The 16,315-nt window shown below is 45.3% G+C and carries 14 protein-coding genes; 5 read left to right on the top strand and 9 right to left on the bottom strand.

What is annotated here, in order from left to right; genetic code table 11:
* Positions 1 to 77: 77 nt before the first annotated feature.
* The 3 genes from AK966_RS08260 (at position 78) to AK966_RS08250 (ending at position 2,656) form a co-directional block, all read left to right on the top strand.
* A complete protein-coding gene (locus AK966_RS08260) occupies positions 78 to 536 on the top strand; it encodes an exoribonuclease R (protein WP_099081080.1) in 459 nt (152 codons plus the stop codon).
* 384 nt (positions 537 to 920) lie between these two features.
* Positions 921 to 1,925, top strand: a complete 1,005-nt coding sequence (locus tag AK966_RS08255) for a metal-dependent hydrolase (RefSeq protein WP_099077672.1) — start codon at positions 921 to 923, stop codon at positions 1,923 to 1,925.
* Positions 1,926 to 1,969: 44 nt separating this feature from the next.
* The gene (locus AK966_RS08250; protein ID WP_099077673.1) at positions 1,970 to 2,656 is read left to right on the top strand and encodes a glutathione S-transferase; all 687 of its coding nucleotides are present in this window, start codon (positions 1,970 to 1,972) and stop codon (positions 2,654 to 2,656) included.
* An 86-nt stretch (positions 2,657 to 2,742) separates the two neighbouring features.
* On the opposite strand, the gene AK966_RS08245 is transcribed toward AK966_RS08250, so the two are convergent.
* The 4 genes from AK966_RS08245 to AK966_RS08230 form a co-directional block, all read right to left on the bottom strand.
* A complete protein-coding gene (locus AK966_RS08245) occupies positions 2,743 to 4,503 on the bottom strand; it encodes an ABC transporter ATP-binding protein/permease (protein ID WP_119463927.1) in 1,761 nt (586 codons plus the stop codon).
* A gap of 246 nt (positions 4,504 to 4,749) precedes the next feature.
* A complete protein-coding gene (locus AK966_RS08240) occupies positions 4,750 to 6,009 on the bottom strand; it encodes an FAD-dependent oxidoreductase (protein WP_119463926.1) in 1,260 nt (419 codons plus the stop codon).
* The gene (locus AK966_RS08235; protein ID WP_099077676.1) at positions 5,982 to 7,598 is read right to left on the bottom strand and encodes an NAD(P)/FAD-dependent oxidoreductase; all 1,617 of its coding nucleotides are present in this window, start codon (positions 7,596 to 7,598) and stop codon (positions 5,982 to 5,984) included. Before AK966_RS08235 ends, AK966_RS08240 begins: the two co-directional genes overlap by 28 nt.
* 405 nt (positions 7,599 to 8,003) lie before the next feature.
* On the bottom strand, positions 8,004 to 8,618 hold the full coding sequence (locus AK966_RS08230; protein WP_099077677.1) for a PolC-type DNA polymerase III: 615 nt from the start codon (positions 8,616 to 8,618) through the stop codon (positions 8,004 to 8,006).
* Positions 8,619 to 8,976: 358 nt separating this feature from the next.
* On the opposite strand from AK966_RS08230, the gene AK966_RS08225 reads away from it, so the two are divergent.
* The gene (locus AK966_RS08225; RefSeq protein ID WP_099077678.1) at positions 8,977 to 9,237 is read left to right on the top strand and encodes a DUF5062 family protein; all 261 of its coding nucleotides are present in this window, start codon (positions 8,977 to 8,979) and stop codon (positions 9,235 to 9,237) included.
* A 209-nt stretch (positions 9,238 to 9,446) separates the two neighbouring features.
* Positions 9,447 to 9,941: a YcxB family protein gene (locus AK966_RS08220; protein ID WP_119463925.1), complete on the top strand. Its 495-nt coding sequence runs from the start codon at positions 9,447 to 9,449 to the stop codon at positions 9,939 to 9,941.
* A 671-nt stretch (positions 9,942 to 10,612) separates the two neighbouring features.
* Here the strand turns inward: AK966_RS08220 and folM are convergent.
* From folM to gcvP, 5 genes are all read right to left on the bottom strand, one after another.
* Complete coding sequence (gene folM, locus AK966_RS08215) at positions 10,613 to 11,329, bottom strand: dihydromonapterin reductase (RefSeq protein WP_099077680.1); 717 nt, start codon at positions 11,327 to 11,329, stop codon at positions 10,613 to 10,615.
* The gene (gene folE / locus AK966_RS08210; RefSeq protein ID WP_099077681.1) at positions 11,326 to 11,964 is read right to left on the bottom strand and encodes a GTP cyclohydrolase I FolE; all 639 of its coding nucleotides are present in this window, start codon (positions 11,962 to 11,964) and stop codon (positions 11,326 to 11,328) included. The genes folM and folE overlap by 4 nt, the downstream gene beginning before the upstream one ends.
* Positions 11,958 to 12,353 carry a dihydroneopterin triphosphate 2'-epimerase gene (gene folX / locus AK966_RS08205; protein WP_119463924.1) on the bottom strand — a complete coding sequence of 132 codons (396 nt, stop codon included), beginning with the start codon at positions 12,351 to 12,353 and terminating at the stop codon, positions 11,958 to 11,960. Before folX ends, folE begins: the two co-directional genes overlap by 7 nt.
* Before the next feature lie 42 nt (positions 12,354 to 12,395).
* Positions 12,396 to 12,911: a 2-amino-4-hydroxy-6-hydroxymethyldihydropteridine diphosphokinase gene (folK, locus tag AK966_RS08200; RefSeq protein WP_099077683.1), complete on the bottom strand. Its 516-nt coding sequence runs from the start codon at positions 12,909 to 12,911 to the stop codon at positions 12,396 to 12,398.
* A 526-nt stretch (positions 12,912 to 13,437) separates the two neighbouring features.
* The gene (gene gcvP, locus AK966_RS08195; RefSeq protein WP_119463923.1) at positions 13,438 to 16,302 is read right to left on the bottom strand and encodes an aminomethyl-transferring glycine dehydrogenase; all 2,865 of its coding nucleotides are present in this window, start codon (positions 16,300 to 16,302) and stop codon (positions 13,438 to 13,440) included.
* Positions 16,303 to 16,315: the final 13 nt, after the last annotated feature.

Below are 16,315 nucleotides of genomic sequence, written 5' to 3'. Positions count from 1 at the left end.
AGAATAAAAAGTGGTAATTGAAATCTCAGCGCTTAGAATGCGCAAACTAAAAGTTATAACTGATGTAGAGTGATTTTATGCTTCGTGATTACACCTTTGATTGTCTTGTAACCATGCCTCGCCATGAACTGGAAGAGTTTAGTGCTCGCATGATCAGTAAAATGGTGCCAGAAGACGTGATGAATGAGCTATTTACTTTTGAACAAGAAGAAGTGGATAGTGAAGAGCGCATGCTGACAGCACGCCTTGATGCCATGTTACGTATGACGGCAATCGCATTGAGTGAAATTCAACAAGCGTTCGATGACTCAGACAACGCGAAGCAAAACAGCGAGCGAATGACACGTCTCGTTCTTTGGCATTTCTACGCGATCTCATTTAACTTGGAAGAAGCGATCACGCTTGAAACACACTGTGCGCAAGTTGAAAAATTACTCAAAAACACACCGACAGACGTATTTGTTTGGGTTAAAACACTGACCGAGCTTCTACACACTTACGCTGAAATCAACGCGAAAGAGAATTCTCAAGACTAAGCTTGATCTGGTTTTTAGACGTTGACCGCAAACAAAGGCGAGCCATAAGGTTCGCCTTGTTCTATTCCGGGGCTAGAAACGAACCTGCTTTCGCCTTTTTAAATGAATAAATACTGATTTGGCCAGAATCTCAGCTGGTGGCCTCCTCAATAACGCTGCGTGTTAGAGCGACAGTACCCACTTCGGATGATCACCAACTAGCGAACAGCACCATTCCTTCTTACACTAAAATGGAAATGTTTTTTTTCAATCCCTTTAATGTGTGATGGCTATTCAACTAAATACGGAAAACTTATGCCCAAAGACTCCCCAGTTTTTACGCTCGATTTATTACTGCAGCGCTTTTATCTGTGTATACAGAGATAGCCTTGGCGTGAGTAAGTTATGGATCCATTAACGCAGGGTTTACTGGGTGCATCGTTACCACAGTCGGCAAGTAAAAGGGGACAGTTGGTTATCGCTGGCGTTTTAGGATTGTTTGCTGGAATGGCTCCGGATTTAGATGTACTTATCCGTTCATCGAGTGACCCATTGTTAGTGTTGGAGTATCACCGACAGTTTACTCATTCACTGTTGTTTATTCCCATTGGTAGCTTAATTTGCACTTTGGTTTTACATCCGTTATTTGCAAAAAGGCGTGGACTCACGTTTAAACAAAGTTGGTTTTATTGCACGTTAGGCTATGGCACTCACGCGCTGCTGGATGCTTGCACCAGTTATGGCACCCAACTATTTTGGCCGCTAAGCAACCTACGTTATGCATGGAATACCGTCTCGGTTATCGATCCTGCATTTACATTGCCCATATTGATACTCGTTTCTTTTGCAACATTGAAGCGAAACCCTTGGTATGCTCGTATCGCTTTTCTTTGGGCTCTGGTTTACCTAACGTTAGGGATGATTCAGCGAGACAAAGCTGAAGTCGCAGGATGGGAGTTAGCGCAAGAAAGGCAGCATACACCGATACGGCTGGCGGCAAAACCTACGTTTGCCAACATATTGGTTTGGAAAATCGTGTATGAAACGGAAGGGCACTACCACATCGATGCAGTAAGGGTAGGAGCGACAGTCAAATCCTATCCTGGAGAATCCGTTGCCAAGCTAGACGTCAATAGAGACTTCCCGTGGCTTGACCCAAAATCACAACAAGCCAAAGACATCGAACGCTTTCGATGGTTTTCTAATGGCTATGTTGCGCAAGATCCTAGCGATAAACTGCGGATCATTGATGTACGTTATTCAGTCGTACCAAATGAGGTCAATGCGCTATGGAGCATTCAGTTATCACCAATCGCAACGGCCCATGCACACGCCGAATACAAAACGCATCGTGATAATAGCTCAGAATCACGAGAAGCTTTTCTCGGTATGCTCACCGACTTTGATTGATGTGGGTGTTAAATTGAGAGATGCAACTGTTGACGGAGCCCCATATGGAGAACAACTCGGCCCCCATTCTCTATTCACTGCACAATTGCCCTTATGCCATTCGCGCTCGGTTTGCTCTGCTTAAGGCGCATCAGAGCGTACTCATTCGGTCAATCAAGCTCGATAACAAACCAACAGAGATGTTAGAAGCATCACCAAAGGGGAGTGTGCCCGTTTTAGTCATGCCCAAATCCACATTAGGGAATAGAAATACACCAAAAGCAACTGAGGTGTTGGAAGAAAGTCTAGATATCATGATTTGGGCACTTTCTCAAAACGATCCGGATGGCTTGTTACAAGGTGATAATCCAAAAGCCTTGCCTATAATGCGCTCTATAATCGAAGACTTCGAACGAACTTTCATCCCGGCACTCAATATCTTTGGGTGTGCTAAACGCTACCATGAAGACAATACGGATGAATTACGTAAAGCGTGTGAAATCGAACTTGCCAAGCTTGAAGCGCGTTTAACTGAGCATTCATTTCTGTTCTCGGATCAAGAGAGTTTAGTCGATATCGCACTACTGCCATTTCTACGTAAATATGCTCGCATTGATAAGCAGTGGTTTCGTCAAAGCCCATACGTGAAGTTAAAAGTTTGGCTGAATGGTTACATACAAAGTCCGCAGTTTTCCAGAGTTATGAAAAATTATGAGCTATGGGAGGGCAGAAATAAAGATGAGTATTTTTAATGCGTTATATATAAACTTAGAACGAAGGCGAACAATTGGTTTCGCCTTTTTAAATTTGGATTGTTTATAGCGAGCTTAAGCAAGTGTTAATCTAAATGTTTAAATTGCAACGCGACCAATCGCTGATACAACTCACAGCTTTGCATCAATGATTGGTGATTGCCGATATCAATCAGCTCGCCACCGTCTAATACCGCAATCTTATCCGCATGTTGGATGGTGGATAGGCGATGTGCAATGATCAAGGTCGTACGGTCTTCCATTAACGCCTCAAGCGCTTGCTGGACATGGTGTTCACTTTCACTATCGAGTGCGCTGGTGGCTTCATCAAGCAATAAGATTTTCGGATCTTTAAGAATCGCACGAGCAATGGCAATTCTCTGCTTTTGGCCGCCAGACAGTCTTACGCCGCGCTCACCTAAAAAGCTACGATAGCCATCAGGCAGCTTCTCGATAAATTCATGCGCATGGGCTTTCTTTGCCGCTTCAATCACTTGCTCGTCTGTGGCGTCTGGGTTGCCGTAGCGAATGTTGTGGAACACATCGTGGCTAAACAACGCTGGTTGCTGAGGTACCAACGCCATTTGACGGCGAAGATCGTTTGGATCGAACTGTCGAATGTCTTCTCCTCCAAATAGCACTTGCCCTTGCTGCGGGTCGTAAAAACGTTGCAGTAACTCGAATAGTGTCGTTTTACCCGCACCAGAAGGGCCAACCAACGCCAACACCTTGCCTTGTTCTGCCGTCAGGTTTAACCCCTTGATAGCAGGTTGGTCAGGGCGAGAAGGATAGTTAAAGTTCACTGAGTGAAATCTCACTTCAGCAGGCATATCTTCGCTGATTGGCAAGTGGTTGATTGGCGCGCTGATATCGCTCTCCACTTGTAGAATTTCAATCAATCTCTCGGTTGCGCCTGCGGCTCGTTGCAGTTCGCCTAACACTTCTGAAATGGTTGCGGTAGAAGAGGCCACCATAATGGCGTAAAACACAAATGCGGCTAGATCACCCGCCGACATCTTGCCATTAATTACGTCACTACCGCCAACCCAAAGCATGCCAGCAATGGCACTGAACACAATCACAATAACGCCAGAGATCAGAATCGCGCGCTGCTTTACTCGTTGTCTACCTACCTCGTAGGCTCTTTCTACTTCAACGGCAAAGGCGGCTCTCTCATGTTGTTCTGAGCTAAAGCTTTGCACCGTTTTGATATGTTCTATCGCTTCACCCGCATAACTGCCGACATTGGCCATGGAGTCTTGACTTTGGCGCGATAGGGCACGTACTCGTCGTCCGTAAACCAAAATAGGAACCAACACGAATGGCACGGAAGCAAGCACAATCAACGTGAGCTTAAAGTTGGTCGCAAACAACATAATGATCGCGCCAAAACACATTAAGGCGCTGCGCATCGCCATAGAGAACGACGAGCCAATAATGCTTTGTAGCAACGTGGTATCCGTGGTGAGGCGCGACATAATATCGCCGCTGCTGTTGGTCTCAAAGTAGCTAGGGTGCAGTGTGATCACATGGTTAAACACCGCAAGGCGAATATCGGCGCTGACGCGTTCACCCACCGATGAAACAAGATAGAAACGGAAGAACGTACCTACCGCAATACACAGCGTGACACCCACAATAAACTGAATCGCATTAGTGAGCTCTTGCAATGATTGCTGAGCAAATCCTTGGTCAATCAGAATGCGTACGCCATAGCCAACCGATAAGGTGAGACTTGCCGTCGCAACCAGTGCTACTAAGGCAGCGGAAACCCGCCATTTATAGGGTGACACAAAGGCGTTGAGTTTAAGGAGAATACCGAGGTTCTTTTTATTTTTACTGCCCATGAGTGGCTCACAAAGCTTTGTAGGTACTTGGCATAGTATGCGACTTTGGAGAGTTAGACCAGTGAGCACCCACGATTAAGTGATAGGATGAGTTACTTTGGCTTGTATACATTGTTAACGATTTTTAATTTAGAATCCCTAGATCTTCAAATCGTTGCCTCGTCTACAAGCAACGCATTCTCGATGAACTTAGCATCTCGAGGTTACTTGGGGATAAGGTTTGATTGGCCATTAAGAACCGTTCAATTAAAAATATCGGTGTACGATATAGTCAGCATATTCGCTCGTAAATCCCACGCAGCTAAAATTGAGTATTTCGCCAGCATAGTAGGTGTGCTGATTTCCTTGCATCTTATCGAGTTTGTCATAAAACCCGTCGTTCATTTCAGCGGAATCGACATGAGGGAAGTATTTCCAATGAATAAATTGATGAATAGACTCTATCTCCCCGCCCATTTGGCGAACAAACGTTCTTAGGTTATCAGTGACATCTTTTTCGCTGATGTTTTTATCGGTTAGAACATAAAAAGAATAGATTGGCTGTCCGGCTTGTCTGTAATACCAGAAAACGGGATGACCCTCTCGCTCCCGAATGAAGTTCTCAGGTACGTAGCCTGTCTTTTCAACGAAATGGTTCACCGTGCAAAGAATGGTTTGATAATCAAGATACATGATTTTTTCGAATAGCATCTGCTCTTGAACACTCAAGTCCATAAATAACGCCGTCTCATCCAATGGTGAGGTAACGATAAGCTTATCGAACTCTTCTGCACCTACCTGCGAATGAATGGTGATGACTTCGCCTCGGTTGATTTGGGTAATCTCAGCCTCAAATCGGACATCATGCTCTTTTGCGACTCGTGTCCATAGCTCCTGGATACCATCGGGAAAGAGATAAACTTGGCTTTTTAAGTAAGCTACGATGGTCTTCCTGTTGACATATTTCAATACATAAGCCGTTGGCACATGATCGGAGTAGCAATAGCCGAACCCGGAAAGAAACAGACTGAAGATGTTGGCCAAGTCAGTCATTTTTTTCTCTTTGGCAAATTGGTCGAACGGCACAGTAATCTCCGGGGAAAGATTGTGAAACCCGGGTGATTCCAGCGCTCTGTATTGCTTGAGAATACGCCGGTAACGGAAAAACAGTTGCCAGAGCACTTTGAGCTTGAACGTCAGTGACTGTGTCGCGATTTGTTGGCCGTTTTTGTCGACATAAATACTTTGGCCGAAACGAACCTGCTCGATGGGGATCCCATATTGTTTGGCTAGCTGGAGCGGTACGGTGTTATTCTCCGTGACAATACCCGCCCCGAGTTCGTAGGTTTTTGAGCCGAGCTCGACACTCAGGCACTTTCCGCCAGCGTGATCGGTACGCTCGAAGACCGTGATGTGTTTATAGCCTTTTTGCTTCAGGGCTTCTGCAGCACTGAGCCCCGCAGCACCCGCACCAAGGATGGCAATACGCTGATTGAGATCTATCTTATTGTTTTGTGGACTGTCCATAGAAGGTTTTTCTTTAAAATTGTCGACGCGCACAGCAACCCTGCCATGGTGCCCCCCGCGATACTTGCTGTCATGACATCCTGCCCCGAAAGAAATAGTCCAGATATCGGTGTTTGAACGCGCAGGAACTTTTGCCTAAAGCGCTGCGGTGAATGGGCAATACCATAGATCTCTCCTTGCTCGTGGTACGAGAAATGACGCGTACTGAGTGGGGTAGAGACTTCGTAATAATCGACCTTGCCCTCAAGCTGCGGTGCCACGCGGTAGAGCTGCTTCAACATTTGCTGCGCTAATCGTTCTTTAAGTGCGTTATATTCTTCGCCACGGTTATGCCATTTGGTCGCTTCCCATTGTTTAAACCAGTTATAGGGCACCAAAATCACAACTTCAGCGGTGCTTTTTCCGGGATGAGTTTGTTCTGCTGATGGGTCTTTTGCCCAAGGGAATGAGACAAAAGATACTGGAAGCGTGGAGGCAAAATCCTTGTATTCGGCTCGCCCTTGATCATGATTGTACTGCTGCGGGAAAATCCAGTAATTGCATTTGGGTAAATTTAACGTTGAAGAGGACTCTTTGATACCAATATATAATCCGACATGCGCCGTTGAAGGTTCTAACTTGTCAATAAGCTTGTCTAACTGATGCTTCTGACACACCTCTTTGGGCAATAAATGCGAATAGGTGTTCACAATACCAGTGGCGCTAACAATCGTCGTGGCGTAAAACCTTTCCCCGTCATTCATACGCACGCCAACAGCTCTATTGTTCTCGATGATAATTTCACGCACGTCGGCCTGTGTTAAGGCCACACCTCCCGATTGCTCAATAATCGGAACGATGCACTCGGCAAGTTTCGATGCTCCGCCTACTGGATAAGCGGCCCCTTCGATATAGTGATTAGCAAGCAATGCATGCATGTAAAAACTGCTTTTTGACGGTTCTAAACCATAATCGCCATATTGACAGGTCAATACCCCAATCAGTTTGGGATTGTCGGTAATCCCACTTAATACTTCTAATGTGGTTTTGTCGGAGAATTTGAGCGTGCCGCGACGAAGAAAATCGCCAAAGAGATTTGACAGAAATGGAGGGAGGGTTTTTTCAATGTAATAACCGCTACCGAGTTTTTGTGCCTCATCGAGTAAAGAGAAGTACGTATCGATTGAGGCTTTATCCTGTTCTTCTGGGAAGTATTGCTTTAGCTTGCTCTTAAGGTTCTCTCGCCCTCTAGGGAACTGGAATTCATCTTTGCCAAAGACCGCTCGGTCATAAATGTCATCAAGGGGAGCCCATTTGAGCGTGTCTTTCGAAATATAGCGAAAGACCTTGTTTAATGTCGTTCCCTCGATATGAACTTGGCCCACATAGTGCAGACCCACATCCCAGGAATATCCCTTGCGGCCAAACGTATGGGTATATCCCCCGAGTACGTTGTGTTGCTCTAACAGAAGGACGCGTTTTCCTGTCTGGGCTAAAAAGGAGGCTGCACTCATGCCTCCGGTTCCTGAGCCAATGATAATAATATCAAAGGTGCGAGCGTCTCTAGTTTGAGCTGATTTAATGTAGTTTTTGTATCCCTTGCCAATCATATTGCGCACCTTTCGGTTAAGGTTGCATTATTATCAAAGTGCCTAGGGGCTAGGCAATTTCATCAATCAATACTAATAACGAAAAAGACATCCGTTCTAATAATAGCAGTAAAATTAGGAGGCTAGCGCAAAAATTGTAGTCAGCGAGCAATTCAAGAAAAAAATGCCAAGTCACCCCCAATGAGTGGCGAAAAACCGTTAAATACTAAGTGATACCAATTGAAGTACATAACTGCTCACCCTAGATTGCTGGAACGCGAATTCTGATCATGTACTTGCTGCGATAGGTATGAATGCTCTAAAACGGTGACTCCCCAAAAGCACCTTGAAATTCACATTAACGCCTGAGAAGGTAACTCAAACGCCCTCTAATGCTTACTAGAGAAGCGTTTGAGTGGGAATGAATTAAGCGAGGTGTTTAGCGAGTAGCAGATCTACTTTGCCTTTTGCTGTTTTGCTAATGGTCTGCATAAACTGAAAACTTGGCTTGGCGATGCCTGATTGCTCTAAGCCTTCTATCATTTTCAGCCAAAGGTTGGCGGTCATTTGGGCATCGGCTAAAGCGCGGTGAAAAACACCGTCATTGACGATGTTTTTGTAACGAATAAGCTCCCCCAGTTTGTGCGATGGCGCATCTTGGATCAATCGTCTTGCCACCAGCAAGGAGCAAGCGAACTCGCCGGAATAACCAGAGTGGATTCTCTCAAGCTCGGCATCTAAAAATCGTTTATCGAACGATGCATTGTGAGCGATAAGGTTCTCCCCGGCAATGAATTCACTAAACGATGCCATTACTTCATCACAACCGGGTGCAGTGCGTAACATGTTATTGGTGATACCCGTGTAATTTTCAATGAATGAGCTTACTCTGAAGCCCGGATTCATCAACTGCTGAAAACTATCGATAACCTCACCATCGACTAATTTCACCGCACCAATTTCAATGGCACGATCGCCCATATTAGGAGAGAGGCCAGTGGTTTCAAAGTCGAGTACGACCACGGAATTTGCTTGAGGCATGACGTTTTCCAATCAATCAAGAATGTGCAGAGTATCATCGAAAGCGATAGAAAAAGAAAGCTCACGGCGCACTCTTGAGGAGTCAACACCGCATTACTCAAGGCGGTCATTCAAGCGAGTCCAAGCGAAACTAGGAATCTCACACAGCGCGCTTCTAAGCTATCGATAAAAACTGTGTCCGGTATTTGATGACCGTTGCAACTTAACGCGTTCTTCCCGATAGAGAAGTTGATTGATTCGGGCGTTTTAATCGCTTACTGAATAATGTGGCGAAATCTTATCAATATGAGAGCTTAATAACACGCCGTTGGCGACACTTAATGTATGCTTAGTCCAAGCGAAGAAGAGGATTCTATTAATGGCAAAAAGCGCCAAGCTTCACAATGAAGACAAACTGGTTAAAAAGGCACTAGAGATTGGCGGGAAGATGGCGAAGTTGCAAGGCTTTGATCTTCCTCAGTCACCACAACCTGTTAGAGTAAAAGCGATTTACCTATTCTTGGTCGATGCCAAGCAGATCACGCCATTACCTGATAACAAGCTCGACGGCGCAAATATCAAACACAGACTGGCTCTTTGGATTCATAGTGCGTTGCCAGACAATGACCCACTAAAATAAAATCATGATGAGTGGTGACTAGGCGAATCGAATGGTTCGCCTTGTTTGCTCTTGGCAAGTTCAACGCGGTCTTCTAGCGCTTTCGGTATTATTGACTTACAAAACAGAATCAAAATAGCTAAAGATTAGTCTCGAGAAGCGCTACAATGCTCGTATTGCAATAGCATAACCAAGAATTCTCATTCACAGAAAACTTAAAGTAACCCTACATGTCTAAAGATTTCGAATTCACCACAGAATACACACTCGACAAGCCTTTCTTTGCGGAGTGTTATGATCAAACTAGCCAGCCACCTAAGTTCCCACAAGCTTATCTGAAAGGGATCCTCTTTCTTATCTTCGGTGTGGTGTTATTGGAATTTGAGCTGCTACCTAACGGTTACGTCGGTTGGTTCTTTATCGTATTGAGTGTTATTGAAGCGTTCAGTGTTTATTTTAAGCGAACTTGGTGGTTATGGCGACAAACCATCAGCTCAAACCGCGGCAAAAAAGTGGTGTTTCAAGTGAACGAGAACGGTGTGAATTACAAAAGCGGTAAAATCGATCGCAGCATTGCTTGGAAAGAAATCGACCAACTAGAACAAACCGATTTGGGCCTTATCCTCCATCTGGGTAAGCAACGTCAATACATCAGTAAATCTTGCTTAAATGAAGAAGTGATCGGGTTCATGTTAGAGCAGCACGCGGCATCAAAAGCTAATTAACCTTATCGCGCGCAATGGGGCTTTACCCAAAACCGAGTTTTGTGCAAGGCGAGTTATTTGGGTCGCCTTGTTTGATCTATTCTCGGGTATTCTAGCGAGTCTAAGCGAGGCAAGGAATATCAGAAAACGCGCTTCCAAGCTAATAGGCAAACTGAGCCACACAGCATGTGGTTAGTAGATTTTCAATCATGCACGTTCCCTTGCGGTTCAGAATAACGAGATCCAAACAACTGACTAACGATGCTTGTACTTTCAACTCATATTTGCCCCTTTTCAAACTTGCGCAACAGAACACTGATAATCCCTGTCAGAAAATAACCCGACTTGTGCTAATGGCAGACTACGCACATCGATGCTCGCTTTCTCCCATTCTCGCGCAAAATCGGCATTTCTAACCACCAAATACCACCTGCATTGTTATGCGGTATCATTGATAAACAATATCATTGAAAGGCATAAATCGCAGTTGGATATATATGGACGCCCATGTGATTGCAAGAACTGATTCGGTTCGCTGACATATATCCGATGTCCCTATGAGCTTTTACTGCTCGCGCCATGATGTAATCTGCTCTCTGCTTCCTATACATTTCTACGGCATCAGTAAAGCCTTATCCAGAATTAGGTTTTCGCAGAGATGTTGACCGTAAGCTTAAAATACAAGGACTTCTTCACTTCAAATGTCTGCCGCCATCAAGGTGCAAAGTTCTTCCTGTCATGTAGTGACTAGCCAAAACAAACTTGATGCCATCTATCACTTCTTCAAAGCCCGCCTCTTTGGGGATCAGTGCTTTTTGCAGAGCTTTGGACTTGTACGTCTCGTCGTCATGTTCATTGAACTTAAGCATGGCTGGAGAGATAGTATTGACTTTCACCTTTGGAGCCAGCATCGCTGAGAACGAAAGCGTCAGGTTGTTGAGTGCGGCTTTGCTTGCAGCGTAAGCGATGTGTTTCTTACTGCCTTTTTCCACAACGTAATCACTGATGTGAATAATGTCCGAAGTTTTATCGCCAGACATCAGATTGTCTTTGAGTGTTAAATTGACCAGATAAGGCACGGTAGCGTGAAGCGTCATCATCTGGCTCATGATTTGTGATGCGTTCTCAATGGGATTATTCTTGTTCTCCGACTTCCAGTCGGATGCATTATGTATGATGGCTCGAAGTGTTTTATATTCTTGACCAACGTAATGAAGAAAGCCCTCTAAGCTACCTTGTTGATAAAAGTCTACCTGTTGCAAGTCTGCCCCATTGTCGCGCAATAGTTGCAGTTGAGGATAGCAGCTTCTGTAGGTACCAACGACATTGTAACCGTCCGATAACAGTTGCTGCGCCAGTGCGAAGCCTAGTCGCTTTCCCACACCAGTTACTAGAATCGTTTCATTCATCGTAAAAACTCAGCTCTAGTTTGAGGATTAGTTTTGAAAATACCACCGAGAGCGGTTGTTGAGGTTTCTGAGTTTGCATCCATGACGCCTCTGGATTTAACGCAATAGTGAGTTGCTTTTATAGTTACGGCAACATTTTCTGTTTCAACTAGAGTCTGTATCGCGACCAGAATTTGCTGAGTAAGGCGTTCTTGGACCTGAGGGCGCTGAGCGAAGAATCGAACAATACGGTTTATTTTAGACAGCCCGAGAATCTTGGATTCAGGGATATAGGCAACTTGTGCTAAACCATCGATGGTGATGAAGTGATGTTCGCACGTCGATGTTAAATCTATGTCTGATACCTTAACCATTTCATTAAGAGACATTTTGTTGTCTATCACAGTGATTTTTGGAAAGTTATTGTAATCGAGCCCTGAAAATATCTCATGAACGTACATTTTTGCAATGCGGTGAGGTGTTTCAGCGAGACTGTCATCGGTTAAATCCAGTCCAAGAGTACTGACAACTTCAGTTAAAAGTCCTTTGATGCGGCTGTACTTCTCATCATTGTCCATTTTGCTTGGTGTCATCGGTGTTTCTAGTCCTCTTGCGAGCAAAGCTTCTCTTACTTTTTCAGCTTCAGTGGTTAGCATTTATTCGCTCCTTTTGAATTATTGTCGTGGTCTGCCTCATAGCTCAGGGTGAGCGAGACGGAGTCGGCAAAACGTAAAGCATGAGGTTTATCAATTCTAACTTGAGCGTATCGTACCCATGGATGATCTATACAAATGCTGAGTACGTCGCTGGTTAACTTTTCTAAAAGCAAAAATCTTCCGGATTCGACATGTTGAATAATTCTTTTGCAGATGTTTTTGTAGTTAAGTGCATGGTCCACATCGTCTGCGAGACAAAGGTTGTTCGCGGGGTAATGGATTTCTGCATTTATAATGATGTCTTGCTGCTTAGTTTTCTCTTCTTCGTTGAAACCTATAAAAGTTCTTAGTCTGAGATTTGTAATGGTAATAATGGCGTTGTGATTCATAGCAGTTTCCGATCCTTAGAAGTAAATGTCAGTCGTTCTTTCTTACGGCAGTTGCAAGGACTCAGTGAAACTGAGCTTAAAAGGGATAAGTTCGGTTTTCTGACTCAACTGATCGAAGTTATTCCAGATGTGCTGAAAAGAGATGTTTAGAGTGGGGTGAAGTTCTTGCGCGGCAACATCGACTAAAGGTCGAAGCACAAAAGCGTACTCGGTGATTTCGCATCTAGGCAGCTCTACTCCGTCGATAATGCCTACTTGATTACCATAAAGAAGGATATCGATATCTAGAGTACGTGAAGCATACGCTTTCGTCTCACGCTTGCGATCATTCTCTAATTCGATTTGATGTAAAACCTTAGCCAGTTGTGCGACAGGGAGGTCACATTCGAATCCAACGACGAGGTTTAGAAAGTTATCCCCTTCGAAACCAACAGACTGGCAATCGTAGAAATTAGAAATGCGCAGAGGTGCAAAGCGATTATTTAATGCATGGATAGATTCTGTGATGTGATGTTCGCGGTTAATGTTGCTTCCAATGCTTACATAGACGGTGGCCATATTATTATCATCCCCTTTAAGCAACTTTGTTGCGTATTTCGGTGATTGCGAGCGATTATTTACGGTTGATTCCGAACACCTGAACCAATACTTTTTCTCTTTCCATATTTTACTCTAAGTGTTCAGATTGTGCCAGAATGAGCTCTTGAAATGAGATAAGATTACTAATCTTGAACGATATAATGGACATAGGTTATTTATTAACACTGAGCGTTAATGATTTTATTTTCTTGAATTTAATTTGTCAGTTGCTATTGAAGAGAGCGCTTATTTTATTAAAGACGCGTCGATACTCTTAAGTGATGAAGTTTATAATCAGGTTGTTAGCTGTGGATTAGTTTCTTTCACTGATTATGATTATGGGGTAGAACGACCTGAGTTCTTAGTACCTCAAATATGAAGTCATACGAGACTAAAAACGGCACATAGACAAAAGGCGAACCATTTGGTTCGCCTTTTGTTATTCAAGTTAGTTTCCAACTTAGTTATCGGTTTCCAACTTGGTTATCTGTGATCACTGCAAAAATTAATCTTCGTAGTTATTGATGTTTGGGCACGAGCAGATTAGGTTACGGTCGCCGTATACGTTATCTACGCGGTTTACTGTTGGCCAGTATTTCCAAGATTTGGTTGCTTTAGAAGGGAAGCAGCCAAGCTCACGAGAGTAAGGGCGATTCCATTCTTCTTTCGCAAGGTCAACTTGAGTGTGTGGCGCATTAACAAGCGGGTTGTTATCCAGCGGCCATTCACCGTTCTTAACCATCGTCATCTCTTCACGGATTGCGATCATCGCATCACAGAAGCGGTCTAGCTCTTCTAGGTCTTCCGATTCCGTTGGCTCAACCATTAGCGTGCCTGCTACAGGGAACGACATGGTTGGTGCGTGGAAACCGTAGTCCATAAGACGCTTGGCGATGTCTTCTTCGCTGATGCCTGTTTCTTCTTTCAGTGGACGAATGTCGATAATACATTCGTGCGCGACGCGGCCATTCGTACCACGGTAAAGAACAGGGTAGTGTGGGCGCAGCGTTTCCATCACGTAGTTGGCGTTCAGAATCGCCACTTTTGTTGCGTCAGTAAGGCCTGCTTCCCCCATCATTGCGATGTAAGCCCAAGAGATAGGCAGGATAGATGCACTACCCATATCCGCTGCCGATACTGCGAAGTTTTCGCCGTCTGCACCATTTTCAATGTGGCCTGGTAGGAAAGGCGCTAGGTGTGATTTCACACCGATAGGCCCCATACCCGGACCGCCACCACCATGTGGGATACAGAAGGTTTTGTGTAGGTTTAGGTGAGAAACGTCTGAGCCGATAAAGCCCGGCGTTGTTAGACCAACCTGTGCATTCATGTTTGCGCCGTCTAGGTAAACCTGACCGCCCGCAGCATGAACCATTTCACACACTTCTTTCACTTGCTCTTCATATACGCCGTGCGTAGAAGGGTAAGTGATCATGATGCTTGATAGGTTGTCTTTGTGCTTTTCGATTTTCACTGCTAGGTCGTCGATGTCGATGTTGCCCTCGTCATCACACTTAACCACGACAACTTTCATTGACACCATAGACGCTGTCGCAGGGTTCGTACCGTGCGCAGAGCTTGGGATCAAACATACGTTGCGGTGACCTTCGCCACGGCTTTCGTGGTAGCGTTGAATCGCGATAAGACCTGCGTACTCACCCGATGCACCAGAGTTTGGTTGCAGTGAGAATGCGTCGTAGCCTGTGATTTCACATAGCTTCTCTTTAAGATCTTTTGCTAGCGCTGCGTAACCAGCGGCTTGTTCTGCTGGTGCGAATGGGTGGATCGAACCAAACTCAGGCCAAGTTACCGGAATCATCTCTGCTGCTGCGTTCAGCTTCATCGTACAGCTGCCCAGAGGGATCATGCCGTGCGTGAGCGAGAAGTCTTTGTTCTCTAGCTGTTTCAGGTAACGCATCATCTGTGTTTCGCTGTGGTGCGTGTTAAACACAGGGTGAGTTAAGTACTCTGTTGTGCGGCGCAGAGCTTCTGGAATGGCTGCAAACTCGTTACCTGCGATTTCAGTGGATAGTGCTACCACGTCTTCTTTCACACCGAATACCGCGAATAGGGCTTCTACGTCTGCCACAGTTGTGGTTTCGTCGAAGCTTACACCTAGCTGAGTACCAAGCTTACGCAGGTTGATGTCTGCGGCTAGTGCTTTCGCGTATAGATCTTCGGTTTGTGCACCTGTGTTGATGGTGATGGTGTCGAAGAAGCTGTTGTGAGCAAGCTCAAAGCCGCCTTTTGTTAGGCCAGCCGCTAGGATTGCTGTCATGTGGTGCGTACGACGTGCAATAGTGCGTAGACCTTCTGCGCCGTGGTAAACCGCGTAGAAAGAAGCCATGTTGGCTAGCAGTGCTTGAGCGGTACAGATGTTTGATGTCGCTTTTTCGCGGCGGATGTGCTGCTCACGCGTTTGCATTGCCATGCGCAGTGCTTGGTTGCCGTTAGTATCGATAGAAACACCGATAACACGACCTGGCATAGTACGCTTGTGCTTGTCACGTGTTGCCATGAAGGCTGCGTGTGGACCGCCGTACCCCATAGGCACGCCGAAACGTTGTGCAGAGCCAATTGCCACGTCTGCGCCCATTTCACCCGCAGGTTTTAGTAGGGCAGAAGCCAATAGGTCGGTCGCGATAGTTACCAGCGTTTTATTCGCTTGTGCTTTTGCGATGATATCCGTTAGGTCACGAACTTCACCCGTTGTGCCAGGATATTGAACGAGTGCGCCGAATACATCTTGCTCTGGTAGTGAGTCTAGAGAACCGACTAAGACTTCAAAACCGATGAATTTCGCACGCGTTTTTACCACTTCGATGGTTTGTGGATGAACGTCGTCAGCAACGAAGAATACGTTACTCTTGCTCTTACCCGCACGCTTACAAAGTGTCATCGCTTCTGCCGCTGCCGTTGCTTCATCCAGCAATGACGCATTCGCGATTTCCATTCCCGTTAGATCCATCACCATTTGTTGATAGTTTAGAAGGGCTTCTAGACGACCTTGTGAGATCTCTGGTTGGTAAGGGGTGTAAGCGGTATACCAGCCCGGGTTTTCCATCACGTTACGTAGAATCACGTTAGGCGTGAAGGTGTTGTAGTAACCCTGACCAATGAAGGTACGTTTAACTTGGTTCTGATCAGCGAACTTGCGCATTGCAACCAGCATGTCGGCTTCGCTTTTTGCTTCTGCCAGTGTGAGTGGTTTTTCTAGGCGAATTTGCGCTGGTACGGTTTCGTCGATAAGCGCATCAAGGCTAACGGCGTTGATCGCTTCCAACATTTTCTGTTGATCAGATTTGTTTGGTCCATTGTGGCGAGCAACGAACTCGTTTTGTGTGCTGAGGCTTTGAAGTAATTCAGTCATTGTCCTTTACCTA

The organism is Vibrio sp. PID23_8, assembly GCF_003584965.1.
Classification (GTDB): Bacteria; Pseudomonadota; Gammaproteobacteria; order Enterobacterales; family Vibrionaceae; genus Vibrio.
This window is presented reverse-complemented; position numbering and strand designations above follow the sequence as displayed.

Coding starts and splice junctions, on each gene's coding strand:
- folK (WP_099077683.1), bottom strand. CDS start 12,911: ATGGCCACCGTCTATGTAAGCATTGGAAGCAACATTAACCGCGAACAT.
- folM (WP_099077680.1), bottom strand. CDS start 11,329: ATGAATGAAACGATTCTAGTAACTGGTGTGGGAAAGCGACTAGGCTTC.
- AK966_RS08245 (WP_119463927.1), bottom strand. CDS start 4,503: ATGGGCAGTAAAAATAAAAAGAACCTCGGTATTCTCCTTAAACTCAAC.
- AK966_RS08250 (WP_099077673.1), top strand. CDS start 1,970: ATGGAGAACAACTCGGCCCCCATTCTCTATTCACTGCACAATTGCCCT.
- AK966_RS08230 (WP_099077677.1), bottom strand. CDS start 8,618: ATGCCTCAAGCAAATTCCGTGGTCGTACTCGACTTTGAAACCACTGGC.
- gcvP (WP_119463923.1), bottom strand. CDS start 16,302: ATGACTGAATTACTTCAAAGCCTCAGCACACAAAACGAGTTCGTTGCT.
- AK966_RS08240 (WP_119463926.1), bottom strand. CDS start 6,009: ATGGACAGTCCACAAAACAATAAGATAGATCTCAATCAGCGTATTGCC.
- AK966_RS08260 (WP_099081080.1), top strand. CDS start 78: ATGCTTCGTGATTACACCTTTGATTGTCTTGTAACCATGCCTCGCCAT.
- folX (WP_119463924.1), bottom strand. CDS start 12,353: ATGAATCACAACGCCATTATTACCATTACAAATCTCAGACTAAGAACT.
- AK966_RS08225 (WP_099077678.1), top strand. CDS start 8,977: ATGGCAAAAAGCGCCAAGCTTCACAATGAAGACAAACTGGTTAAAAAG.
- folE (WP_099077681.1), bottom strand. CDS start 11,964: ATGCTAACCACTGAAGCTGAAAAAGTAAGAGAAGCTTTGCTCGCAAGA.
- AK966_RS08220 (WP_119463925.1), top strand. CDS start 9,447: ATGTCTAAAGATTTCGAATTCACCACAGAATACACACTCGACAAGCCT.
- AK966_RS08255 (WP_099077672.1), top strand. CDS start 921: ATGGATCCATTAACGCAGGGTTTACTGGGTGCATCGTTACCACAGTCG.
- AK966_RS08235 (WP_099077676.1), bottom strand. CDS start 7,598: ATGATTGGCAAGGGATACAAAAACTACATTAAATCAGCTCAAACTAGA.